We start from the raw sequence: 22991 nt of genomic DNA, 5'->3' as shown, positions 1-22991 counted from the left end.
GTTTTCCCTGCCTGTATAGGACAAAGAAAAACATTCTCGTGGAATAAAACCGATAAAAACCGTCCATAATCAGTAAGAGCCGCACTCGCTTTCAATTCCCCCTGCAACCGTGTGCGGCTTTTTTCATTCTTCTGAGTCGTGATAGACAACCGTTCCATCTTCATTCAAGTGTGGTGGCGCACCCCATTTTCCGGGTTCGTGCTTCTCGATGATTGTCTCCTCTTTTGGCCCATCGATAATGTGCCGAACTGTCCATCCATTCAACGACAACCAATTGCTAATTAATAACCGATGGCATCTCGCAGGATGACGTTCAGAACAGCAAATTGCAACTTTTTTGGATAAAGCCAACTTCTTTAACTCCTCAAGCCCTTCTTGAAATTCAGGCTGCAACGTATAGTCGGCATAATTATGAAATGACCGGTTATTCCATGCGTCATTCACTTCATCGTCGACGACTTTGGATTTATTGCGCCTGCCGCCTAGCTTTTTGAAATGCTTGTACTGAATGCCATCCTCAGGTAGCCATTCCTTCATGCGGTCTTCATGAAAATGCGGGAACTTACGACTTCCAGGGAACGCGCGCACGTCCGCAAGAAGTTCAATATCGGCGTCATGCAGCAATTTCAAAAACTCTTCTTTCGTATGGGTGGAATGCCCGACTGTGTAAATTTCCATTCGATTCACCTTCCTTATTTATGACGTACCCGAACGTCTCAACTAGCTAAACAACTTCGTCATAAATGAAGTACCTGTTTGGAATAGTGGCAGGCGGGAATAATAACAGTAAAAGAAAAGGAGTGGTCCGTATGACAAAAAGTTATGCCGGCGGTAAAGACGACAATCAGAAACTTAGCGGAAATGAAGATGCAAAAGTAGCTAATGATGCTGCGAAGCGTGCGGAACAACAAGTTGAAGACATTAAAGCAGAGGCGCATGACGAAGTGAAAAAGCAACAAAATGATATGGAATAAGTAAACACTCCGGTTGCCTATTTGAAGTAGGTGCCGGATTTTTATTTGAATAAAATATAAGGTTTCTGCACGTCGGTTTGTGTTGTGAAATGTTAAGTGAAATCTATCAAATTTAATACATTTTTCCCTAAAAAATCTATACTATTCAATTAAGATTTCCCGTATACTCAGAGTAGGTACTATGTGTACCTAAGACAGATAGTAAAAGGGGAATGAGTATTATCAAGATTCATTGGAAGAAGTTGTTGGTGCTTTTTTCAACTATTTTTCTAGTGATCCAGGTGGCAGGAAGTTTCTTTTTCTATGAACTTGCAGTAAAGCGCGGTCCGAAAGAGTTTTTGCAAGGGAACGCAGACTTGGAAGTTTCGGAGAAGACATTGGAACTGTACACGAATGGTCATTGGAAACAATGGGTTGCTGACCAGGAATTCGAGTCGCTCAGCATCATGTCACGGGACGGAATAAAATTATCCGGTTATTACTTACCTGCTGCCAAGCCAACGGATAAGCTTGTCATTTTGACACATGGTTATTTAGGCCATGCCAAGCAAATGGGGCTGTTTGGACAATATTATCATGACGAATTGAACTACAATATATTTATGCCAAATGCGCGCGGACACGGAAAGAGTGAAGGCGATTATTACGGTTTCGGCTGGCCTGATCGGCTGGATCTGATTGACTGGACGAATAAGCTTATACAAAAACTTGGGCCACAGTCGGAAATTGCTTACCATGGCTTATCGATGGGGGCGGCGACAGTTTTGATGGCGAGTGGTGAAGAAAGTTTGCCTGCGCAAGTGAAAGCGATTATTGCGGACAGCCCGTACCAATCGGTCTATCAACTATTTACGTACCAGATGAATCGGATGTTTCATTTACCTGCCTTTCCTCTGTTGGATAGTACGAGTGCGCTGACCAAAGTGCGTGCCGGTTATTCATTCAAAGAAGCTAGCGCGTTGAATCAAGTGCGGAAAGCGAAAATCCCGATTTTTTATATCCATGGCATGACTGATACGTTTGTTCCTGTGGGCAATGCGGAGGAGCTATACAACGCAACGCCGGGCGATAAAGAGATATTCCTCGTTCCGAATGCGAATCACGGAGAAGCCTACGCATTGGCAGGCGATGCATATCGTGTGAAGTTGCGCAATTTTCTTGAACATCATGTCCAATGAATAATCGGTTCTCTATGGGGATTTTCCTTGGAGAACCGGTTTTTTATAGTTTTCTTAAGTGAAATGTTTCTTTTATTCCTGCGAGGGAAATTAAGAATAACAGGAGGTGTTCGGCGATGGAAAAAGTGGTGTATATCGTTCGACATTGTGAAGCGGAAGGACAATCTCCGCATGCGGATTTGACAGCAAAAGGGATTATACAAGCTGAAAAATTAGCCGAGTTCTTTGACGGGATTGAAGTGGATCGGATCATTACAAGTCCGTTCGTACGGGCGCGCATGTCAGCAGAACCGCTCGCGGATCGTAAAGGACAATATTTTGAAGAGGATAGCAGATTGGCGGAGCGTACGTTGAGTTCGTATGATTTTGAGGATTGGTTGTTGAAACTTGAGGATTCATTTTTAGATGTCCATTTGAAATACGAAGGCGGCGAATCGTCTCATGAAGCGATGGAACGCGTCTGCAATGTTGTTGAAGAATTGCCTGCCGGCTCGACGACTGTACTTGTGACGCATGGAAACTTAATGACGTTATTGTTAAGGTGCTATGACGAGCATATCGGTTTTTCGGAATGGCAAGCATTGACGAATCCGGATGTTTATCGTGTAAACGTCACCGATTCGGGTGCACAAGTCGAGCGCATATGGCGCGAAGAGGAACTGTCACTCGACAAATAACGGATATCGATTGAATAGTTGTGTATATCGATTGAATAGGTAGATATATCGATCGGATAATTGTGTATATCGATCGAATAAGAGAATTTATCACCAAAACGGGACTTTTAGCACGTGTAGAAAAACATCAATGTAATTTTTATTTGCAATTTTAGAACAATAACTATACACTAGTATTAATTTAAGAGGGAAAGGACTGACGGGTGGACGATGAATAACTAATCTTGTAATTCCGAGAATGTAATGATTTGATTCGAACGGAAAACAGGATTAGTCTGTCCATTTTTAAAGAGTCCATTCCCTTATGAACGGTTTATAGGCCTCCACAGGTCTTTTTCAGATGTGCCTACTTCACTCAAAGTCAGTGAAGCGCATTTATTTCAAGGGATAATTGGATAGCGATGGATTGGTCCTTCCGTTACGACGGGGGGATTTTTTTGTGCCCCCATTAAGGGGAGGAAATTATATGTTACTAGGCACTATTAAGCACTTGACGTATTCGATAGGGGATACAGTCATTTTGAATAAACTATCAGCGGAACTACCAGAAGGTTCGTGTATCGCCGTTGTCGGGGCGAATGGAGCGGGGAAGTCGACATTGCTTTCATTACTCGCAGAGGAAATTATGCCCGTATCCGGTTCCGTAGATTGGATAGGAAAGAAACCGTCCATCACGTATTTTAAACAAGAACAAAGAGTGCTAGGGAATGTCGATTGGAACGGCACTGATACGGCAATGTATCGCTCAAAATGGCATGTTCCTAAGCAAGCTGAATATACTTTTGCGAGTGGCGGCGAGCGAATGAAGATGCGACTTGCAGCTGCACTATCCGAAGGCAGTGATTTGGTTTTATTGGATGAACCGACAAATCATTTGGATCGTGAAAGTCTGGAAGAATTGATTAATGTCATTAATGAAGGAAAAGCAACGTATATGATTGTGTCGCATGATCGGCATTTTATCGACAAGACTGCGGATTTCGTGTTTGAAATTGAACATGGAAAGTTGACGGTATATGCCGGCAACTACTCGGTTTATCGTAATAAAAAGAGTATGGATCGTGAAATCCAAGTCGCACATTACGAACAGCAACAGCGGAACATTGCAAGGATTGAAGGACAGATGGCGCAACTTGGTGAGTGGTCTGCAAAAGCGCATGCAAACTCAACGAAAAAAGGAGGAGCAAAAGAATATTGGCGAATGAAGGCGAAGAAAAAAGATATTCAAATCCGTTCAAAGCGAACTCGTTTAGAGGCGGAGCTTGCGAAAGACCGGATTGACAAGCCAGAGGAAGAAATCGGTGTCGAGTTCGATGTGAAAGGAAAGCGGAAGAAAGGACATCGTGTGTTGGAACTTAAGGACGTCCGAAAGGCTTTCAATGGGAATGAACTGTTCAAAAACGTATCCTTTACTGTCCAGGCGGGTGAGCGAATTGCGCTTATCGGACCGAATGGGAGTGGAAAATCGACGCTGTTTAAGATGCTGATGGGTGAGGAAAAGTATAACGGCGAGCTATGGCTGACAAATGGCATGACGATTGGGTATATGAGCCAGACGGTGCTCGATTTGCCGGATGACGTGACACTATCTGATTATTTCCATACAGCAACGTTTGAAGACCAAGGGATGATTCGCATCCAATTGACGAATCTCGGTTTTGAAGAAAAGCATTGGCAACTGCGGCTCGGGGAACTAAGCCAAGGGGAACGTGTGAAAGTGAAATTAATGCAATTCATCCTCGAAGGAACGGATGTGTTGTTGCTGGATGAGCCGACAAATCATCTCGATTTGCCGTCAAGGGAAGAAATGGAGAAAACACTTGCGACTTTCCCGGGAACATTATTGTTCGCATCACATGACCGCTATTTCACGGAACGTATGGCAACGGGCCTGCTCGTATTTGAGAATGAAAACATACGGAAATTGCCGTTGACATTGAACGAGTGGGAAGGACGGAAAGCAGCTACTGCACAATCATCTTCAAGCATTGCTGAAGAACGTTTGCGCATTGAGACGGAATTACAAGCGGTGCTAGGGAAGCTAAGCATGCTGAAATCTGGTGATCCTTCCTATTCAAAATTAGATCAGGAATTCAATGCGTTGAGTCGGAAAATGAGAGAGCTGATGTAAGAAATCACATCCGCTTGCGGCTGATGAGCTCGCATTTATCATAATTGCGACAGATATCGATTGAATAATTGTATATATCGATTGAATAGCTAGATATATCGATCGAATAATTGTGTATATCGATCGAATAAGAAAATATATCACCAAATAAGGACTTTTGGCATAGGTGAAATCGTCTCTTCGTGAGAAAACACTCCAGTCAATTAAAGCTGGAGTGTTTTCTGTGTCTGTCCAATAAAGCTAGGCCGAATGTCTTCCAAAATAGTTTCAGCAATTACTAAGTGGGGCATGGAATAGTAACGGGTCGACAATGTTTAGGGACGTTGAAAATGCCCCATTCTATAGAAATGAGGAGGCAGACATGATGTTATTTGAAATCCAGTCAGTGAAGCATGAGTCCGACTTAATTTCATTCACATGGAATGACGTTGGGGGTTTTTACAATGTGTACAAAGACGGTGAGCATATGTACGAAGGGTCTGTACCGGAATTTAAGGACAGAGACTTCATGCATGGCAAGCTCTATCATTATATGATTGAGCGGGTGGAGAACAATCAGGTCGCTGATGTTATCGCTTTACAGACATCTGCGTTTGCACAAAAGAAGAATATGGAGAATCCGCTTGAATCACTTGTGATGACAACGATTGTGGCGAAGACGCAGATAGCTTTGTCGTGGGAAGAGATTAAGGACGTTGAGGAATATAGTATTTTTCGAAATGGCGAATATCGTGGTCGTGTGACGTCAAACCGCTACATCGACCGTGAGATAAACATGAACGAGACGTATCATTATACAATACAATCCAAGCGTCCATTGGAAAAGTCGGAAGAACCGTTGACGAAAGTGAAGTCGGTTTTGTCAAATGTTTTTGGCGCTGTAAATCCAGGATCCTCTCAAGAAGAAGCGTCCGTAGAGACGTTCACGACGATGAAGTGGATTGGCAAGCCAAGTGAATTGCTTCTTCCTGTCAATGAAAGAGAGAAAGAAATCAAATCGGTAGATCGTTGGAAATTCAGATATACAACGTTTTTGGAACAACAGTATTTAAGAAATCCGAATATCTTATCACCTAATCATTTTTTCAAGGGCGATGGTAGAAGTTTTGACCCGAATGGCGAAAGCTTCCGTACGCGTGTTGACGTAGAACTTGCTTACGATGAGATTGGCGAGCCTCTGACGTTTACAAAAGAGGTGGGAAAATCCGTGGCGTATGACTATAAGAAGAACTTCCGCGAAGAAGGGAAAGCTTCTGCAGACGGTATCACATTGGAACGCACCGACCACAAAAAAGAAGAATCCGGCTTTGTACTGGAGCATTCCGTCGGAAATCCATTAACGACAGCGCCTATGATTGACTATGAGGTAACTGCCGTTTTCAAGAAGCATGGCACATTCGATATGTGCGGCTATTTCGATCCATCGCCGAATCACGAAATTTACTTAATGAAAGGTCGGGGAACAGAGTGGCAACGGGTTTTGCAAGCCGAGAGTAAAGGGCTTGCCTTCATGTCCGATGCGATCGCCTATCATTATTGGCGCTGTTCGAACTTTGAATGAATGCCAAACATCCATGCAAACTTCCTTTTTGATAAAGGGAGTTTGCTTTGTTATTATTGCTTTTAATTCGAGATTATAGTTAGGGGGCATATTATGAAACATATATTCAAGCAAGGGACGAATTCAAGGACACTTCTACTGTTGCATGGTACAGGTGGGAACGAAGAGGATTTACTGCCACTTGCAGAGTTCATCGATCCGGAAGCCTCAGTACTCGGTGTTCGCGGAAATGTGCTGGAGAACGGCATGCCGCGTTTTTTTAAGAGGTTAGCGCAAAACGTATTTGACGAAGAGGATCTAGTGTTCAGAACAAATGAACTGCATGCGTTTTTAGACGAAGCTTCCGATAAATACGGATTTAGCCGTTCGGAAATCGTAGCTGTAGGTTATTCAAACGGCGCGAATATTGCGGGGAGCTTGCTGTTTCATCATGTAAATACATTAAAGGGAGCCATCTTGTTCCACCCGATGGTACCAATCCGCGGCGTTGAGCTGCCTGATTTGAGTAGTGTGCCGATTTTTATAGGCGCAGGCAAAAATGATCCCTTAATACCGTCGAAGGAAACATTGGATTTGCTGCATATGTTAACGAAGGCAGGCGCAAGAACGGAAGTGTATTGGGAAAGCAATGGCCATCAGTTATCCCAGACGGAAGCAAGTGAAGCGGCTAAGTGGTATAAGGAGTTTTTGAAGATAAGCTGAGCAGGTATTTCAGTACAAGAAAAGCCGATCCGTTGTAGGTCGGCTCTTTACGTTGATATCCGTTTTCTAAACGGGAAATAACAATTCATTAAAATGAGCCCGACAATTAATGTGGCAAATGGGAAGATGAACGGGAATACAATGGAAGGCATCCAATTCCAAGCATCTGTATAGTACCCTACGGAGACTTTTTGAAGCGACTTATGCGTTTTTATGAAAATCGGGCGACTTCTATTCCATGATTATGCTTTTGCTGGTCTAGGCCAAATGAAATACGAAATCGATATGACGAAATCAATGCCGAGCGCGAGTGTCCATAGTTTCAGCATGCCCCATAGCGCCTCTGTTTTTGTGGGATCGTCAATTAGGTAAATCATTGTGGCAAGGAAGGCGCCACCGATAATGAATGCGAGCACATGTTGAAGCGATCCTTTCAACGAATGCTTGGCATGATCCCAACCTGTTCTGCGAACTGGTTTCGGTCCTTGCTTTTTTACATAGAAAACAAATCGTTCATCCGCCCACCGGATCATGCTTTTCCCGAATGCCACGGAAACACCGAGGTATATGGCGGCGATGGCATGCACTTGCGTTGCGGTTGCTCCGTTATAAAGGTCCGCAGAAGTTACGATTAAAAGAAGTAGGTCTACTGCAGGTGTGAGGGCAAGAAGAAATAAGCCGAGTCGTTTTCGGTTAAATACATAGCGAGTAACGAGGCCGGCAAGTATGACAACCCAGAAACCGATTTCACAAGCAACAATTGTCCAAGCAATGAAATTCAAAACGAGCACTCCTTTTATTTAGCACAGTTGTATTGTTAAATTAAATAATAGCATATTCTGTTTATTTAATACAAGTGTATTGTTAAACTTGTGAATTTATTCTACAATAATAGTATGCCGAAAATCGTAAATCATGATGAGCGTATGAAACAGATTGCAGAAGCTATGTGGCGGGTCATTTTGGATAAAGGGATGGAAGGGGCGACAGTGCGGAATATTGCGGAAGAGGCGGGGCTATCGTTAGGGGCGCTACGTCATTATTTTAAAAACCAAGATGATTTGCTAGTCTATGCGATGACGCTTGTTAGGGAAAGGGCGACGGAGCGGATTGAAGCGGTTGCTCAACAAAATATGTTGCCGAAAGACATGATCATGGCGGTCATATTGGAAATTGTACCGATAAATGAAGAATCACTCGCTGAAATGGAAGTGTGGTTCGCGTTTATGGCGCATGTAAAACACCGAAAACATGAATTGGATGTACCTGATGACGGTATTTTTGTAGGGGCTCATAAATTGATTGCCTATTTGAATGCCAGCGGTTTACTAAAAGAGGGACTGGATCTAGATATGGAAGCTGAGCGGCTCTATGCAATAATTGACGGGATTGCGATGCACGCTCTTTTTGATTCAGAACGCTTACAGCCTGAGCGTGTGAAGAAGACACTTCGTTATCATATCAATTCAATCTGTGTGGACTGAAAACAGTGAACCTCCCCTTCTGCGGTATCGTCCTATTACAAAAGGGGAGACGGAGCTATGAAAAAGATATTAACGGTCTGCTTACTCGTCGTAATTGCAGGATTAGTAATCTATCAACTGTTGCATAAAAATATAGCGGACGATAATCGAGAATTGTTGAAAGAGGAAATTCTGAATTTGAAAGAAACGGAGCCTGTGAAGCTATCCGACATTACACCGTTCGAATGGGATTACGTCTATTCATTTACGCCTTATGTGTCAAAAGATGTAGTGTACGAGACAGTCGGCTATAAATGGGATGCCATTCAGGAGACGACGAGCGAAGGTATGAACCAGCTTGTTTTCATGAAAGATGATCAGGTCGTCTGTTATGTATATGGCCATGTGTATAGCAACGGTTTTGCAATCAATATGGTTCAACCGGAGCGGGAAGCGACATACACGAAACTGTACGCGAAGGATGATGTATTGTTTACCCGAGAAGTGAGTGAAGATGGCGTCATATTGACGCAGGTAAATGAATAGAAGGAAGCCGTCAGGACGAATGCATGACGGCTTCCTTTTTACTATTCAATCGGCAATTCGATTCGGAATTTCGTTCCTTGCCCTTTCAAACTTTCAACGTGAATCTTTCCGCCATGCAACGTGACAAGCTGTTTGACTATGGATAAGCCAAGACCGAATTCTCCGTACGGATTTGTCGTACGCGAGTCGACCGCTTTGTAAAATCTGTTCCAAATATGCTCGACTTCCTCGGAATCCATACCGATTCCTGTGTCTTCAATCTCAATGGTTGTCGCATCGTTTTGTATGTATCCGCGCAACTGAATTATCCCGCCTTTCGTGAATTGAATACTGTTTTTCGTAATGTTAATTAACACTTGTGTGAGCCTATCATAATCAGCGTGAACAATAACGCCTTCATCCACTTCCACGATAATGTGATTCCCTTTTTCTGCTGCTGCATCTTCCAGTTGCTCTTGGATGATTTCGAGCAATTCCTTCAGTTGGATGTCTTGTTTAACAAGCGTCACTTGATTGGAACGGATCTTTTCGTAGTCCAAGTTTTCATTCACAAGTCGCATGAGTCGCATTGCTTCACTGCTTGCTAATTGCAATCCGCGTTCTTTTTCTGATTCTGAAATCATGTCGTTGCGCAGTCCTTCAATGATGCCACGAATTGTTGTGAGCGGCGTCCTAAGTTCATGCGATACATCTGCCATGAACTGTCGTCGTCTGTTTTCTAGACTTTCGATTTCATTCATGGATGCTTCAAGCTTTTCGACCATGGCGTTAAAATCACCTGCAAGATCTCCGATTTCATCAATCTTAGCTGTCGGGATGCGCACGGAATAATCACCTTGCGCGACATTTGCGGTTGCGGCGCGTAGATGCTTGATACGCCTGCCGTGGAAGGTGGACAGTAGCCCGCTCAAAACAAGTGCGATTGCAAGTGCGATGAAAGTTGTGTACAGTATATAACTGTTCATTTGTGAGATGATGTCACGCGATCCTTTTATAGGGGATGTTAATAAAACCCCGCCCACGAACTGATTGTGATGGAAATAAGGCAGCAATACAAATGTCACCGCCTGTTCGAAACGCTTGAATTCCTGTTTAACGGTAATCGTTTTTCCACTTTGCAATGCTTTCCATTCGTCCTGATTAAGTTCGATTAAAGGCGTTTTCAATCCAGTTGAATAAATGATTTTAGACTTCTCATCGAACAAGCTATACTGGATATCCTGTCCTTTGAGCACATGTCCATACGATTGCAGTGTCTGTCGTGAATCTCCACGTATTTGGCCGATATCTTGCAGAATTGACTGCCCGTACGAAGCGAGTTCCTCGGTTTTATTGTCATAGACGAACTGCTCGACGAAATGGGAGAACACGAGACTGAGGATGAGGAAGGCGATAATAATGACGCTCAGATGACTGGCGAGCTGTTGGTAGAAATACTTGATCTTCATGTTAAGTCACCACCGACTCATCGAAACGGTAACCGACACCCCAAACCGTATGAAAAAACGGTTGATTGTCTGTCGATACTTTCGACCGCAACCGTTTAATGTGCACATCAACTGTTCGGTCATCCCCATAGAAGTCAAAACCCCATACGCGGTCCAATAACTGTTCACGTGAGAAAACTTGTTTTGGATGTTGAATGAAAAAATGAAGTAAATCGAATTCCTTTGGTGTCAGGTTAGGCACGGAATTACCGTCAAGCAAGACTTCCCGCGTACTCGTGTTCAATGTGAAATGAGCTGTTTTTAATAAATTTTCATCTTGTTCTTCATCTTTATGATTCGCATATCTGCGAGTCACTGCGCGAATCCGTGCCATCAAAGCAAGCGGACTGAACGGCTTCGTAACATAATCATCTGCCCCCATTTCTAGTCCAAGCACCTGATCGGACTCGCTGTCCTTCGCTGTTAACATAATAATGGGCACGGCAACATCAGCCTTCCGAAGTTTTCGGCAAATCGTGACACCATCCATCCCTGGCAACATCCAATCGATGATGAGGCAATCCCATTGCTCGGACAGGGCGCGTTCATATCCGGTGATTCCGTCTTTCGCGAATTCGCCTTGAATCTGCTCTTTTTCAAAAAACATATCAATCATGGATGCAACACTTTCGTTATCTTCAATTACTAGGATTTTCATTGGTGTGCCCTCCTTTTCGAGGTCGTTTGTCTATCGATTATACCATTTAAAACCCCTCCACCGCTTAGATGAGGTAGAGGGGCTCTTATGATTTATTTCGCTGGAGAATTACTTGTTAGTGTCAATTCAACAGACCGTTTTTCTGACCCTGTATACACTGTGAATTTTGCCTTATCGCCGATTTTCAGTTTGGAATAAAGGAATTGGCGAAGTTCCATGGAGTCCTTTATTTCAGTATCGTTAATGGCTGTAATGACGTCCTGTTCTTTCAAACCGGCTTTGGCTGCGGCAGATAATGGATCAATACTAGTGACGATGACGCCGCCTTTTACTTCTTGCGGCAAGTGTTGGACGTACATATAAGGTACGTCCGCTAGATCCGCGAGTCCAATACCAATGTAAGGTCGTTCAATTTTGCCTTTTTCAGTAATCTGATCGACTAATGGAACGACATCATTGCTCGGAATCGCAAACCCAAGTCCTTCCACGCCACTTTCTTTAATCTTCAAACTGTTAATTCCGATCAGTTCGCCGTCCAAGTTTATGAGTGCTCCGCCACTGTTACCGGGGTTTATAGCTGCGTCGGTCTGGATAACGTTCATCTGCCAGTTGCCCGCTGTCGTTTGCACATCGATGGAACGCGACGGCGCACTAATGATGCCTTGTGTAACCGTTCCGGAGAAATCGAGACTAAGCGGATTTCCGATAGCTACGACTGAATCCCCGGCGCGTAATTTGTCTGAATCTCCGAATTCGAGTGCTGTATCGATGCCTTTGCTTGAGACTTTCAACACCGCCAAGTCCGTGAGCGCATCGCTACCAATGAGTTCCGCTTCCGCTTTTTCCCCGTCATGAAGTGTCACTTCGACTTTTTGTGAGCCTTCGATGACGTGGTTATTTGTCACGATATACGCATGATCACCATCAATTTTATAGATGACACCAGAACCTGTCCCGTACTCCTGCAATGAAGAATTACCTGCAAATCGATTGCCGGTGTCTTTTAAATTGGACACACCTACGATAGCTTTTGACGCGTGTGCGACCATGTCTGAAAGTGTTTGTGGTTGCTTTGTAGCTGACGTCTGTACAATGTTTTGGGAAGTGACGTTTGTAGGAGTCTCCTGTGGTGCAGCTGTTGGTTGCAATAAATCCGTATTTGTCACAACGCCTAATGTTAACGCCGAACCGAGTGCTCCTGCGCCGACCATGGATACGATCCGTGTTGCTAAGTTTGCCATGAATAAAACCCCTCTCGTGTAGTTGGTATGTTTAGTGTACTGGGAGATTATGAACAAATTATTACGGAGGTATGAATGAATGATAAACATTTGAGTTTTAGTCGCCTAGAAAATGGGTGAGTTGTGATAGAGTGCGGTTGAGCGGTGATAGAACAGGGTTAAGCGGTGATAGAATGTGAATAAGCGGTGATAAGAAAATTTCGATGACTAGGACGATGCTTAATTCACATGAAATATCCGAATTTATGACGAGCGGGTGGTAAAAGCGTCAGAGTCGGTGATAAGTGCCTGAGAGTCGGTGATACTAGGTTCTGGACCTCTTCCTTACCGCAAATTTTGTCGTAATTTGCTCCCCTCTACTACTCTTGCAATTGTCGATATAGTCGGATAGAATGAATTTACAGTCTTCCGTTAGCGAATCGGAAGTTTTTATTGAGAATAAAATGAAAGCGCATACATCTGGAATAGAGTTAACACGCACAACATATGTTGGCTTTGTGTGCATTTTGCACTTATCTATAGCAATCTATAAAGAACAAGGAGGAATGGATGATGGTACAAGCAGTGGAGAATCATGTTTATGCATTTCCGAACACAGAAGGGGCGAAGGTGAACTTTAAGGAACGCTACGATAATTTCATCGGAGGAAAGTGGACGGCGCCGACAAATGGCCAATACTTTGACAATCCGACACCTGTGACGGGTAAAGTATTCACGCAAGTTGCACGGTCAACAGCGGAAGACATCGAGCTTGCGTTAGATGCAGCGCATGCGGCGAAAGATGCTTGGGGAAAGACTTCGGTGACGGAGCGTGCGAACATATTGCTGAAAATTGCAGACCGAATGGAGCAGAATCTTGAGATGCTTGCGGTTGCGGAAACGTGGGAAAACGGCAAGGCAGTTCGTGAAACGTTGAATGCCGATTTACCACTTGCGATTGACCACTTCCGTTATTTTGCATCGGCAATTCGTGCGCAAGAAGGTGGCGTAAGTCAAATTGATAATGATACAGTGGCTTATCATTTCCATGAGCCAATTGGGGTAGTCGGTCAAATTATACCGTGGAATTTCCCGTTGTTAATGGCTGTCTGGAAGTTGGCACCGGCGCTTGCTGCAGGAAACTGTGTCATCTTGAAACCGGCTGAACAGACGCCGGCTTCCATCATGGTACTAGTGGAATTGATTGAGGATTTATTGCCGGCGGGCGTGTTGAACGTTGTGAACGGTTTCGGTCTTGAAGCAGGGAAGCCGCTTGCCTCTAATCCGCGTATCGGAAAAATTGCATTCACAGGAGAAACGACGACAGGGCGTCTCATTATGCAATATGCGTCACAGAACTTGATTCCAGCGACTCTGGAGCTTGGTGGCAAGTCGCCGAACATCTTCTTTGAAGACGTCATGGCAGAAGATGATGCATTCCTCGATAAAGCAATCGAAGGATTTGTCATGTTCGCACTGAACCAAGGTGAAGTATGTACATGCCCATCACGCGCATTAATTCAGGAATCCATTTACGACAAATTCATGGAGCGTGCGCTTGAACGTGTCAAGGCGATTAAAATCGGCAACCCGCTTGACCCGACAGTGATGATGGGCGCGCAAGCATCAACGGAACAGATGGAAAAGATTCTTTCCTATTTAGATATCGGCAAACAGGAAGGTGCTGAATGTCTGACGGGTGGAGAGCAGAATAAGCTTGAGGGAGATCTTGCAGGAGGGTATTATATCCAGCCGACAGTGTTTAAAGGGCATAATAAGATGCGCATCTTCCAGGAAGAGATTTTCGGACCTGTCGTTTCCGTTACGACATTTAAGACAAAGGAAGAAGCACTGGAAATTGCGAATGATACTTTATACGGACTCGGTTCAGGCGTTTGGACACGAGATATGAATACGGCGTACCGTTTCGGACGCGGCATCGAAGCAGGACGTGTCTGGACGAACTGTTATCATGCGTATCCGGCGCATGCTGCTTTCGGCGGCTATAAAGCTTCAGGAATAGGCCGCGAAAACCACCTGCAAATGCTAAATCATTACCAACAGACGAAGAACATGCTTGTAAGTTATGCTGAAGAGAAGCTTGGTTTCTTTTAATAAAACCCAAACAATCCCGCCGCTGCTCATATAGTGGCGGGATTATTTTCGTATGAACAACAACTGAAAGGAGTTTTGTCTATGCTTGAACGCGTTCTTGCTACAGAAGCCGCACTAGAATTGATTGAATTGCTGAAAGGAAAGCACGGTCCTCTGATGTTTCATCAATCAGGAGGCTGCTGTGACGGCTCTTCCCCGATGTGCTACCCTGACGGAGACCTGATCATCGGCGATCAGGATGTTCTGCTCGGCCATATCGGGGACGTTCCATTTTATATGCATAAAAACCAATATGATTACTGGAAGCATACTCAGCTGATCATCGACGTTGTAGACGGCAGAGGAGGGATGTTTTCTCTTGAAGGTGTAGAGGGTAAGCGTTTTCTCACACGGTCACGGACATTCACAGCTGAAGAGAATGAATGGCTCAATCAAGCTTCTAAGATTTGAAGAAGTTTGCGAACAAAAGAAAAAGCGCATCCCGATTTCCGGGAGCACAAAAGCGATATCATAAAAATCTTTTTCGCTCTTCAGGAGTAGGCAACATACAAGCGCCTTCCGTCTTTCCGAACCAGCGATAACGGTTACGGGCGAAATAATCATAGGCGCCGTCACGTATTGGCTTTGGAACGAGTATGAATAGAAAGAGAAGGTGCCACAGACCGTCCAGTTTCTTTGCGATATGTAGTGCTGCAGATGATTTTGTGTAGGCTTTTCCTTTTTCAATCAAAACAATACTATCGACGTCATCTGGTATATGATATTGCTTCGCATATTTTTGTCCAGCCTCGCTTTGTAGAGAAGTAAACATGAAGTGAGCGGCAGGATCGCGCTTAATAATGAATTGGACGCTGGAGTTACAGAAATTGCACTCTCCATCAAATAAAACAATGCGTTTCATAATGGGACCTCCTATCAATGGCTTTATATCTAGTATAACCTGTTCAGATAAAACAAAACGTAAAGTGCTTTGCTTTTAAAAAACAGAAAAATTAGTATACTATTGATAGTATAGAAGTCCAGCTTCACTATGCCTTCACTCTGTTTTGCAGAAAAGGCCGAGTAACTCCGGTTCCCGTTGCAATTGTCATGGGTATCAATAAAAGGAGAGTGATTTGAATGGAACGTCCACTCATTGACCCGGTCGAAATGAATCGCAGAAAGGATAAGGATTTCATGGCCTCGCTTGATATGATTGACGAAGGCGCACCTGTTCATTATCCGATGGAGGATCGTATTGTGAAATGGAGAGAATCGACCGATTGTAGTGAACAACAATTACCAAAGGCTTGATTATCATGAAAAATGACACAATTGATAAGGCTGTCCACCAGTAATCGGGGACAGCCTTGTTCATTATTGCGTAGATATGCTATTACTGTTCATAATTTCATGGATATCATCTGTTAAGTGAATACTTTTCAATGTTTCTGTAGAAGCATGACTCATGGCACCTTTACCACCTAAGTAAAACGTTATTTCAGGGTGCATGCTCGCGAACGCATCTAATGATGAAAGCATTGTGGGGTCTTTTTCAAATGGCAATGTAGTCGTTGCAGAAAGAACAACCACTTGAGGCTCCATCTTGCTAATAAGTGCTTCAATGGAACCTGGTGCTGGATATGCTCCGATAAGAAACGTCCGCCAACCTTTTAGCATGAATTGCAACAGTAGAATATGTAACGGCACTTCATGCAATTCATGAGGCAAGCACGCTGCTAAAACGAGTGGCGCGTCTGCCCGGTATTGATAATTACGACGGATTTGAACAAGGAAGTCTCGTACGATTAAACTAGACACCGATTCCTGGTATTCATCCCACTGCTTCCTTTCCCAGCGAGTTCCTACTTCATGTAAAAACGGAATGACGATATCTTTCAGGAATGTGGCTAAGCCGACTTGATGGTAAGCTTGCTGGAGTGTAATCATCAGTTCCATTTCCTCACAACGGCTGCCTTTTTCCAACAATTGAAGAACGAATTCATTAAGCTTTACTTGTGTCATAGGTGATTTTTTTTGCAATGGCTTGATGTTTTCGTCCGATTCATCCACTATGCGAACGGCTTGGCGAATTGGCATCCCTTGCTCGGACAATATTTTGACATGCAATAATTGATTAATATCCTTTTCACTATAAATTCGATAGCCATTGTCTAACCGCTCTGGTTGAACGAGGGCGTAACGCTCCTCCCATTTGCGAATGACCTGTTTTGAAAGACCGGTCATATCCGACACTTGCTGTATATAATATCGACCATTTGTGTTGGATGAAGTCAAACCGATTCCTCCTCGTGCTTGTGCTCTGTTTATAAAGTATAGCGAATTTCGGATATATGTACAATGTTTACTAAAAAACGTTGTACAACTTACTAGCCTATTATACTGTTAATCCTTATACTAGCTACATATTCAATCTGTTTGAAAGGAGCAATTAATATGATAGAGAAAAAGTTGTATAGTACAGGCCTATGGGGTTTATACGCAGGTTTAATTTTGGCGATCCATTTAAAAATTGTTGAAGCTGTCACAGGAGAAAAAGTCTATACTTTGCTTTTAAATGTTGATTATTTACCTATTGCCAACACTGTACAGTTTGTAGAACCTGTAGAAGTGCTGTTCCATTTACTTGTATCTGTTTTCTTAAGCATTTTACTCTTTTATATCATGTTCAGGATAAAGATTACATCAATGAGCAAAGTGTTGAGCTTTACTGTTGTCGTTAACATTCTAATTGCTATCGCGTATTTCCCTATGACGACCTTATCGGAAAAGACCCCTGAAATCACGGATTATATAGCGTTAGCCCATTGGATATTCGCGCATATCGTGTATGGAATTGCCTTAGGATTGATGCTTCATAGGTCTTTAAAAAAGTAAGAAGTTCATCTTGTATAACCATTATGCCGATATGGTTATACAATCATTTGACAAACGGTTTGAATATCTTCATAATGAGGTATATATAGTACTAAATTAGGGGGATAAAAGTATGAACTTTAACTGGAGAAGAAAAGCTTCGACTAAACAGCCTACATTGCAAAAGACTTCCATTCAGGCAGTCATTGATTTACATAGTTATCCTGAACTTGAAAAACAGATGAAACTCATTGATTTTTCAATAGGAGATGTAGCGCTGCTACATACATACCAGTCTATTGTAAAAGAGAGAATTGATGAAATTGTAACAGTGTTTTACGACAATGTTCTCGCTGTCCCTAGCTTACGAAAAATAATCGAGGGCAGAACAAATGTTGAGTATTTAAAGAACGTATTGGCAGAGTATATTGTGGAAATGTTTGCCGGCAGAATCGATGCGACATCCATTAATAAGAAAGTGAAGATTGCTAGTATCCATTTCAGCATGGGTGTCGAACCAAAATGGTATATGGGGACATTTTTACAGATTCAATCCGTTATCCTCCGGTTAGTAACCGAAAATATGAGGGAATGGGAACAGAAAGAACGAGTGGGTGCTGCGCTTGCCAAACTCATCAACTTTGAAATGCAGATTGTATTGGAAGAGTACTATAAGAAAAACGAAGAGTTACGTGCGAAGCAGAATGACGAAGTGAAATATGAATTGAAGAGTAAGATTTCTGCTATTAGCGAAGACTTGGCTTCTTTGACAGAAGAAACGAGTACTTCTGTTGAACAAGTAAATACGAATGCGGAAAGTATCCGCTCAAGTATCCATTCCAATGTAGAGAGTGTCAGCAATATTAAATCATTTGCAGTTCTAGGCAATGATAAAGTTTTGGCGCTTGAGAAACAAATGGATTTCATTAATGGTAGTACTGAAAAGATGGAAGACCTCATTGGTAACTTGAAAGTATCATCCAATGAAATTATTGATATTATCTCTATGGTTAAGCAGATTGCAGAACAGACGAATTTGTTGGCATTGAATGCTTCTATCGAGGCGGCCCGTGCAGGAGAAGCGGGTTTAGGTTTTGCGGTCGTTGCTCAGGAAGTCCGCAATTTAGCGGAACAGTCGAAGGCATCCGTCGAACAGATTACGGAACTTGTTCGCACGTCGACAAGTTTGACTGACCAAGCTGTAGGAACAATCGGCGAAGTTCGTGAAAGTGTGTCGCTCGGCATGCTAGGTTCTAAAGAATCACAACTGAAATTCCAAAAGATCTTAAAAGCGATTGAAGATAATGATCGCCATATACATTCAATTGAAGATGATGTAGATGGACTCGTCGAAGTCATTAAGGAAATCGGAGAAGACACGAAGAAAGTCGCAGTGACGGCTGATAATCTCCACCAAACCGCAACCCAATTATAATGTATAGGAGTTGAGTGAATGTTTTTAGCATGGAATGAAATCCAAAAAAATAAATTGCGTTTCGTCCTTATAACGGGTGTGCTCATGCTCGTCGCGTATCTCGTATTCTTTCTTTCAGGTCTTGCAACTGGGTTGAAAGACTTAAATCGTGAATCTGTTGATAAATGGAAAGCGTCAGGCATCGTGCTTACCGAAGAATCGGATAAAAGTCTGTATCAATCATCAATGTCCATTGAACAACTGGATGATGTACAAGCAGATGAGACCGCCATACTTGGGCAACTGAGTGCGATAGCTGGTAATGGGGAAGAAAAAGCGAACGTCTCCATTTTTGGTATCCGGGAAGATGAATTCATCATGCCGGAAGTGACCGAAGGGGATGCATTTACGGGTGACAATGAAGTAATTGCGGACAGCTCGTTGAAAGAATCAGGGTTCATCGTTGGAGATGAGCTCCAATTATCTTCATCTGAAGAAAAGCTAAAGATTGTAGGATTTACTGATAAAGGGCGATTCAACGCTTCACCGGTTCTTTACACGGATCTCGATACGTTACAACGCGTGAAATTTGGAGAGGGTGCACAAACGAATGCAGACCGTATTAACGCGATCGTCATTAAAGGCGACATGCTTGACGACCTAATTAATGACGAGAAACTCGAAGTCGTCGAGATTGAAACGTTCATCGAGAACTTGCCTGGCTATACGGAGCAGAACTTGACACTGACATTCATGATTTATTTCTTATTCGCGATTTCCGCGATCATCGTTGCCATTTTCCTCTACGTCTTGACGGTGCAAAAAATTAGCATGTTTGGTGTTATGAAAGCACAAGGGATTTCGAATCTCTATTTATCGAAATCGGTTATCGCCCAAACATTCATATTGGCAGCGATTGGTGTGCTTGTCGGATTGGGATTGACGCTTGTAACAGGTGCGTTCCTACCTGCAGCAGTTCCAGTTTCGTTTGATATACCAACGATGCTGATCTACGGCTCAGTACTTATTTTAGTCGCAATTATCGGTGCAGTGTTCTCTGTGTTGACGATTGTACGAATTGATCCATTGAAAGCGATTGGAGGGTAAATGATGACGACTGTACTCGAATTAAAACAAGTGACGAAGACGTTTGGCAGTGGCCATAAGAAAGTTGAAGCATTGAAAGAGACGGATTTCGAAGCGAAGCGCGGGGAATTGATTGCCATCATCGGTCCTTCGGGATCAGGTAAAAGTACATTCTTGACCATTGTAGGTGGATTATTATCTCCGACTTCTGGCGAGGTTATCTTAAATGGACAAAACGTAACCGAGATGAGTGAAAAGCAACGTTCACATATCCGGTTGCAAGAAATCGGGTTCATCCTTCAAGCTTCAAACCTAATTCCTTTCCTCACTGTCGCAAAACAAATGAAGTTGCTCGATAAAGTGAAAAAGAACAATATGACAGGTGACGAGATTGAACAGCTGTACGAAGATCTTGGTATTGGAGAATTGCGCGGCAAATATCCTTCTGATCTATCAGGCGGGGAACGCCAACGAGTGGCGATAGCAAAATCACTGTATAGCAATCCATCAATCTTGCTCGCTGATGAACCGACAGCATCACTCGATTCGGACCGTGCCTATGAGGTGATGGAATTGTTGCAACGCGAAACGAAAAGCAAGAACACGACAAGTATCGTTGTTACACATGATACGCGTCTCATCAGTTATTGCGACAAAGTGTATAACATGACGGATGGCGTCCTCAAACTATACGAAGAAAATGCCTGACATCCTTGGAGGGACAGAATCATGAAGCGTACGATTGTATGGTTCAGAAAAGATTTAAGAATACACGATCATGCAGCATTATGGGAAGCTTCACAGCAAGGTATCGTCATCCCTTTATTCATCTGGTCTGAACAAGATCGTGCTGAGTACGGGGGCAACGAAGCAACTTCATGGTGGCTCTATCATTCGCTTGAGGAATTAAAGTCCACCTTTCATGAGCAGCATATCGATCTGCTTATTAAATCCGGAGATGACTTCGAAGTCCTGATGGATGTTATTAGAGAAACGAAAGCAGATGCTTTTTACTTCAATGACCGATATGAGCTAGAAGAAGTGATTCGCCAAAATACGATTGCAGCACAGCTTGAATCGGTTGGTGTAGAAGTCGCTCGTTTTGACGGGAATCTATTGTTCCCCCCGGATATCTTGAATGTCAAAGGAGAACCGTATAAGATTTTCACATCTTTTTGGAAGAGGGCTTTGCAAGAATATGTGAATCAGCCTTATCCAGTGCCAGTTGAGATGGAACAATTCCGTAATGACAGTCGTTCTTTGACTCCAAGCGACTTGAATCTGCCTAAACACTCTCCCTCTTTGAAAAAGCATTGGATAGCTGGTGAGCGGGCTGGAATCGAGAGATGGAATGAGTTTTCGGATGATGGGTTATATTATTATAAAAAAGAACGGGATTTGATGGTGAAAGAAGGTACTTCGACGCTATCTCCTTATCTTGCTTCAGGCAATATAAGCGTCAAGTCCCTGTGGCATGCTGCAAAACGGATTAACGAAGTAACAGAGGATCCGACCATTCATCAATCAATCGAAGCATTTCTACGGCAATTGGTCTGGCGGGAATTTGCCTATCATCAATTAATCCACCACCCGTCAATCGCGAAGTTCCCTTTGCGAAAGCAGTTCCTTGAATTTCCGTGGCAAGGAACGAATGACGATTTTTTGAAATGGAAAGAAGGTCGCACAGGCTTTCCACTAATCGACGCAGGCATGCGTCAATTACGCGAAACAGGAATCATTCATAATCGGGTGCGTATGGTCGCGGCTTCTTTTCTTGTCAAACATCTTCTAATCCCTTGGCAGGACGGATACGAATGGTTCAAGCGAAGTCTTGTCGATTTTGATATGGCAAATAACGCAACTGGTTGGCAATGGGTAGCAGGTTGCGGTATCGATTCTGCACCCTATTTCAGGGTATTCAATCCGTATTTGCAAAGCGAAAAATTCGATCCGGGTGGAGCCTATATCCGCAAATGGGTACCAGAACTTGCGGCCTTGCCAGCGCCTTTCATTCATAAACCGTCAGAAGCACCAACCGATATTCTGGAGGAAGCAGGAATAGCAATCGGCCAAACGTATCCATCACCAATGATTGACCATGCCGCCGCAAGAAAACGTGCACTTTTAGCTTACGACACCATCAAAGGAAAATCACAAGACACTACTAACTAAGTTATCGTCACGGAAAGATTATCAATGATATTCTGTTGTCACTGGTCGCTCGCCCGACTGTCCCGCCCTTTATGACATCTAATAGAGGGAGGGGGTGAGTGAAGATGATGATGCAACCAGGACAATGGGGTGGCAATCAAATGATGCCAGGAAACCAAATGCAACATAAGAATCCAATGATGCAAGGTAACCAAATGCAACAAAACCATCAAATGATGCAAAACAATCAAATGCGACCAATCGTTTGTCCAACACAATGCCGGTACAATGATACATTCTATCCGGTCGAACAACCTTACGTACATCCGATTGTAAATGTAAATCGCCAACATCCTGTTATAACACCAAGACATTACTACACAGAGACAACTCAAAATATGGCAGGTGCACCGATCTATCCGGGCATGGGACCAGGTATGGGTATGGGGCCAGCTGGAATGGGTCCGGGAATGGGTCCAGGAATGGGAATGGGACCTGCAGGAATGGGTCCAGGAATGGGTCTAGGAATGGGCGGCGGAGGCTGCTGCGGCAGAAGACGATAAAAAAACAACTGTCTCCAAGTCGGATTATCCGATAAGGAGACAGTTTTCTGTTTGTCAATCGCGTCGGTGGTAGATCGCCGGGTATGGGCATATCGCCCGCGCCCGTAAACGTTGCTTCCGCGCCCGTAACCGGATAGAGTCCATATAATTGTGTAAATAGGAAAAGGCATTTTCCATCCCCTATGATAAAATGTTTTCAACCACGATAA

At 43.4% G+C, this 22991-nt stretch carries 24 protein-coding genes; 17 read left to right on the top strand and 7 right to left on the bottom strand.

All coding sequences use genetic code 11. The features are described from left to right. Positions 1-123: 123 nt before the first annotated feature. Positions 124-678 (bottom strand): DUF488 domain-containing protein, encoded by a 555-nt coding sequence (locus tag H9649_RS05240; protein ID WP_191693678.1) that lies wholly within the window; start codon positions 676-678, stop codon positions 124-126. A gap of 131 nt (positions 679-809) precedes the next feature. On the opposite strand from H9649_RS05240, the gene H9649_RS05235 reads away from it, so the two are divergent. From H9649_RS05235 to H9649_RS05210, 6 genes are all read left to right on the top strand, one after another. Continuing rightward, positions 810-974: a hypothetical protein gene (locus tag H9649_RS05235; RefSeq protein ID WP_191693677.1), complete on the top strand. Its 165-nt coding sequence runs from the start codon at positions 810-812 to the stop codon at positions 972-974. A gap of 212 nt (positions 975-1186) precedes the next feature. After that, positions 1187-2152 carry an alpha/beta hydrolase gene (locus H9649_RS05230; protein ID WP_191693676.1) on the top strand — a complete coding sequence of 322 codons (966 nt, stop codon included), beginning with the start codon at positions 1187-1189 and terminating at the stop codon, positions 2150-2152. 116 nt (positions 2153-2268) lie between these two features. Beyond that, positions 2269-2829 (top strand): histidine phosphatase family protein, encoded by a 561-nt coding sequence (locus H9649_RS05225; protein WP_191693675.1) that lies wholly within the window; start codon positions 2269-2271, stop codon positions 2827-2829. A 466-nt stretch (positions 2830-3295) separates the two neighbouring features. Next, on the top strand, positions 3296-4960 hold the full coding sequence (gene abc-f / locus H9649_RS05220; RefSeq protein ID WP_191693674.1) for a ribosomal protection-like ABC-F family protein: 1665 nt from the start codon (positions 3296-3298) through the stop codon (positions 4958-4960). Between the two features lie 361 nt (positions 4961-5321). Next, complete coding sequence (locus H9649_RS05215) at positions 5322-6521, top strand: DUF3238 domain-containing protein (RefSeq protein WP_191693673.1); 1200 nt, start codon at positions 5322-5324, stop codon at positions 6519-6521. Positions 6522-6614: 93 nt separating this feature from the next. Then, the gene (locus H9649_RS05210; protein ID WP_191693672.1) at positions 6615-7223 is read left to right on the top strand and encodes an alpha/beta hydrolase; all 609 of its coding nucleotides are present in this window, start codon (positions 6615-6617) and stop codon (positions 7221-7223) included. Between the two features lie 242 nt (positions 7224-7465). On the opposite strand, the gene H9649_RS05205 is transcribed toward H9649_RS05210, so the two are convergent. Next, positions 7466-8005, bottom strand: a complete 540-nt coding sequence (locus H9649_RS05205) for a hypothetical protein (protein WP_191693671.1) — start codon at positions 8003-8005, stop codon at positions 7466-7468. 114 nt (positions 8006-8119) lie between these two features. On the opposite strand from H9649_RS05205, the gene H9649_RS05200 reads away from it, so the two are divergent. Next, entirely contained in the window at positions 8120-8707 is a 588-nt protein-coding gene (locus H9649_RS05200; RefSeq protein ID WP_191693670.1) for a TetR/AcrR family transcriptional regulator, read from the top strand. Between the two features lie 57 nt (positions 8708-8764). After that, positions 8765-9232: a hypothetical protein gene (locus H9649_RS05195; RefSeq protein ID WP_191693669.1), complete on the top strand. Its 468-nt coding sequence runs from the start codon at positions 8765-8767 to the stop codon at positions 9230-9232. A gap of 41 nt (positions 9233-9273) precedes the next feature. Here the strand turns inward: H9649_RS05195 and H9649_RS05190 are convergent, their stop codons facing one another. The 3 genes from H9649_RS05190 to H9649_RS05180 form a co-directional block, all read right to left on the bottom strand. Then, on the bottom strand, positions 9274-10680 hold the full coding sequence (locus H9649_RS05190; RefSeq protein WP_191693668.1) for a sensor histidine kinase: 1407 nt from the start codon (positions 10678-10680) through the stop codon (positions 9274-9276). 1 nt (position 10681) lies between these two features. Beyond that, entirely contained in the window at positions 10682-11377 is a 696-nt protein-coding gene (locus tag H9649_RS05185; protein ID WP_191693667.1) for a response regulator transcription factor, read from the bottom strand. Positions 11378-11469: 92 nt separating this feature from the next. Beyond that, on the bottom strand, positions 11470-12618 hold the full coding sequence (locus H9649_RS05180; RefSeq protein ID WP_225229690.1) for a S1C family serine protease: 1149 nt from the start codon (positions 12616-12618) through the stop codon (positions 11470-11472). Between the two features lie 552 nt (positions 12619-13170). Here H9649_RS05180 and adh point away from each other — a divergent pair. Further along, entirely contained in the window at positions 13171-14712 is a 1542-nt protein-coding gene (gene adh, locus H9649_RS05175; RefSeq protein ID WP_191693665.1) for an aldehyde dehydrogenase, read from the top strand. Between the two features lie 81 nt (positions 14713-14793). Further along, positions 14794-15162 (top strand): DUF779 domain-containing protein, encoded by a 369-nt coding sequence (locus H9649_RS05170; RefSeq protein ID WP_191693664.1) that lies wholly within the window; start codon positions 14794-14796, stop codon positions 15160-15162. A gap of 58 nt (positions 15163-15220) precedes the next feature. Here H9649_RS05170 and H9649_RS05165 read toward each other — a convergent pair whose 3' ends face one another. Then, on the bottom strand, positions 15221-15613 hold the full coding sequence (locus H9649_RS05165) for a thiol-disulfide oxidoreductase DCC family protein (RefSeq protein WP_191693663.1): 393 nt from the start codon (positions 15611-15613) through the stop codon (positions 15221-15223). A 218-nt stretch (positions 15614-15831) separates the two neighbouring features. Between H9649_RS05165 and H9649_RS05160 the strand changes: the two genes are divergently transcribed. Then, complete coding sequence (locus tag H9649_RS05160; protein WP_191693662.1) at positions 15832-16005, top strand: hypothetical protein; 174 nt, start codon at positions 15832-15834, stop codon at positions 16003-16005. A 63-nt stretch (positions 16006-16068) separates the two neighbouring features. On the opposite strand, the gene H9649_RS05155 is transcribed toward H9649_RS05160, so the two are convergent. Next, positions 16069-16989, bottom strand: coding sequence for a MerR family transcriptional regulator (locus H9649_RS05155; RefSeq protein WP_225229689.1), 921 nt, complete (start codon positions 16987-16989; stop codon positions 16069-16071). A 159-nt stretch (positions 16990-17148) separates the two neighbouring features. Here H9649_RS05155 and H9649_RS05150 point away from each other — a divergent pair, with 159 nt between their 5' ends. From H9649_RS05150 to H9649_RS05125, 6 genes are all read left to right on the top strand, one after another. Further along, a complete protein-coding gene (locus H9649_RS05150) occupies positions 17149-17589 on the top strand; it encodes a hypothetical protein (RefSeq protein ID WP_191693661.1) in 441 nt (146 codons plus the stop codon). 112 nt (positions 17590-17701) lie between these two features. Next, entirely contained in the window at positions 17702-19003 is a 1302-nt protein-coding gene (locus H9649_RS05145) for a globin-coupled sensor protein (RefSeq protein WP_191693660.1), read from the top strand. 18 nt (positions 19004-19021) lie between these two features. Next, positions 19022-20089: an ABC transporter permease gene (locus H9649_RS05140; RefSeq protein WP_191693659.1), complete on the top strand. Its 1068-nt coding sequence runs from the start codon at positions 19022-19024 to the stop codon at positions 20087-20089. After that, the gene (locus H9649_RS05135) at positions 20090-20776 is read left to right on the top strand and encodes an ABC transporter ATP-binding protein (protein WP_191693658.1); all 687 of its coding nucleotides are present in this window, start codon (positions 20090-20092) and stop codon (positions 20774-20776) included. 21 nt (positions 20777-20797) lie between these two features. Further along, on the top strand, positions 20798-22240 hold the full coding sequence (locus H9649_RS05130) for a cryptochrome/photolyase family protein (protein WP_191693657.1): 1443 nt from the start codon (positions 20798-20800) through the stop codon (positions 22238-22240). Positions 22241-22338: 98 nt separating this feature from the next. After that, the gene (locus tag H9649_RS05125; RefSeq protein ID WP_191693656.1) at positions 22339-22782 is read left to right on the top strand and encodes a hypothetical protein; all 444 of its coding nucleotides are present in this window, start codon (positions 22339-22341) and stop codon (positions 22780-22782) included. Positions 22783-22991 lie beyond the last annotated feature (209 nt).

Origin of the sequence: Sporosarcina quadrami (assembly GCF_014836615.1) — a bacterium.
GTDB lineage: Bacteria > Bacillota > Bacilli > Bacillales_A > Planococcaceae > Sporosarcina > Sporosarcina quadrami.
This window is presented reverse-complemented; position numbering and strand designations above follow the sequence as displayed.

What these genes read in the sequence shown, in the direction of transcription:
- H9649_RS05240 (WP_191693678.1), bottom strand. Translation starts at nt 678, where the DNA reads ATGGAAATTTACACAGTCGGGCATTCCACCCATACGAAAGAAGAGTTT.
- H9649_RS05235 (WP_191693677.1), top strand. Translation starts at nt 810, where the DNA reads ATGACAAAAAGTTATGCCGGCGGTAAAGACGACAATCAGAAACTTAGC.
- H9649_RS05230 (WP_191693676.1), top strand. Translation starts at nt 1,187, where the DNA reads ATGAGTATTATCAAGATTCATTGGAAGAAGTTGTTGGTGCTTTTTTCA.
- H9649_RS05225 (WP_191693675.1), top strand. Translation starts at nt 2,269, where the DNA reads ATGGAAAAAGTGGTGTATATCGTTCGACATTGTGAAGCGGAAGGACAA.
- abc-f (WP_191693674.1), top strand. Translation starts at nt 3,296, where the DNA reads ATGTTACTAGGCACTATTAAGCACTTGACGTATTCGATAGGGGATACA.
- H9649_RS05215 (WP_191693673.1), top strand. Translation starts at nt 5,322, where the DNA reads ATGATGTTATTTGAAATCCAGTCAGTGAAGCATGAGTCCGACTTAATT.
- H9649_RS05210 (WP_191693672.1), top strand. Translation starts at nt 6,615, where the DNA reads ATGAAACATATATTCAAGCAAGGGACGAATTCAAGGACACTTCTACTG.
- H9649_RS05200 (WP_191693670.1), top strand. Translation starts at nt 8,120, where the DNA reads ATGCCGAAAATCGTAAATCATGATGAGCGTATGAAACAGATTGCAGAA.
- H9649_RS05195 (WP_191693669.1), top strand. Translation starts at nt 8,765, where the DNA reads ATGAAAAAGATATTAACGGTCTGCTTACTCGTCGTAATTGCAGGATTA.
- H9649_RS05190 (WP_191693668.1), bottom strand. Translation starts at nt 10,680, where the DNA reads ATGAAGATCAAGTATTTCTACCAACAGCTCGCCAGTCATCTGAGCGTC.
- H9649_RS05185 (WP_191693667.1), bottom strand. Translation starts at nt 11,377, where the DNA reads ATGAAAATCCTAGTAATTGAAGATAACGAAAGTGTTGCATCCATGATT.
- H9649_RS05180 (WP_225229690.1), bottom strand. Translation starts at nt 12,618, where the DNA reads ATGGCAAACTTAGCAACACGGATCGTATCCATGGTCGGCGCAGGAGCA.
- adh (WP_191693665.1), top strand. Translation starts at nt 13,171, where the DNA reads ATGGTACAAGCAGTGGAGAATCATGTTTATGCATTTCCGAACACAGAA.
- H9649_RS05170 (WP_191693664.1), top strand. Translation starts at nt 14,794, where the DNA reads ATGCTTGAACGCGTTCTTGCTACAGAAGCCGCACTAGAATTGATTGAA.
- H9649_RS05165 (WP_191693663.1), bottom strand. Translation starts at nt 15,613, where the DNA reads ATGAAACGCATTGTTTTATTTGATGGAGAGTGCAATTTCTGTAACTCC.
- H9649_RS05160 (WP_191693662.1), top strand. Translation starts at nt 15,832, where the DNA reads ATGGAACGTCCACTCATTGACCCGGTCGAAATGAATCGCAGAAAGGAT.
- H9649_RS05150 (WP_191693661.1), top strand. Translation starts at nt 17,149, where the DNA reads ATGATAGAGAAAAAGTTGTATAGTACAGGCCTATGGGGTTTATACGCA.
- H9649_RS05145 (WP_191693660.1), top strand. Translation starts at nt 17,702, where the DNA reads ATGAACTTTAACTGGAGAAGAAAAGCTTCGACTAAACAGCCTACATTG.
- H9649_RS05140 (WP_191693659.1), top strand. Translation starts at nt 19,022, where the DNA reads ATGTTTTTAGCATGGAATGAAATCCAAAAAAATAAATTGCGTTTCGTC.
- H9649_RS05135 (WP_191693658.1), top strand. Translation starts at nt 20,090, where the DNA reads ATGATGACGACTGTACTCGAATTAAAACAAGTGACGAAGACGTTTGGC.
- H9649_RS05130 (WP_191693657.1), top strand. Translation starts at nt 20,798, where the DNA reads ATGAAGCGTACGATTGTATGGTTCAGAAAAGATTTAAGAATACACGAT.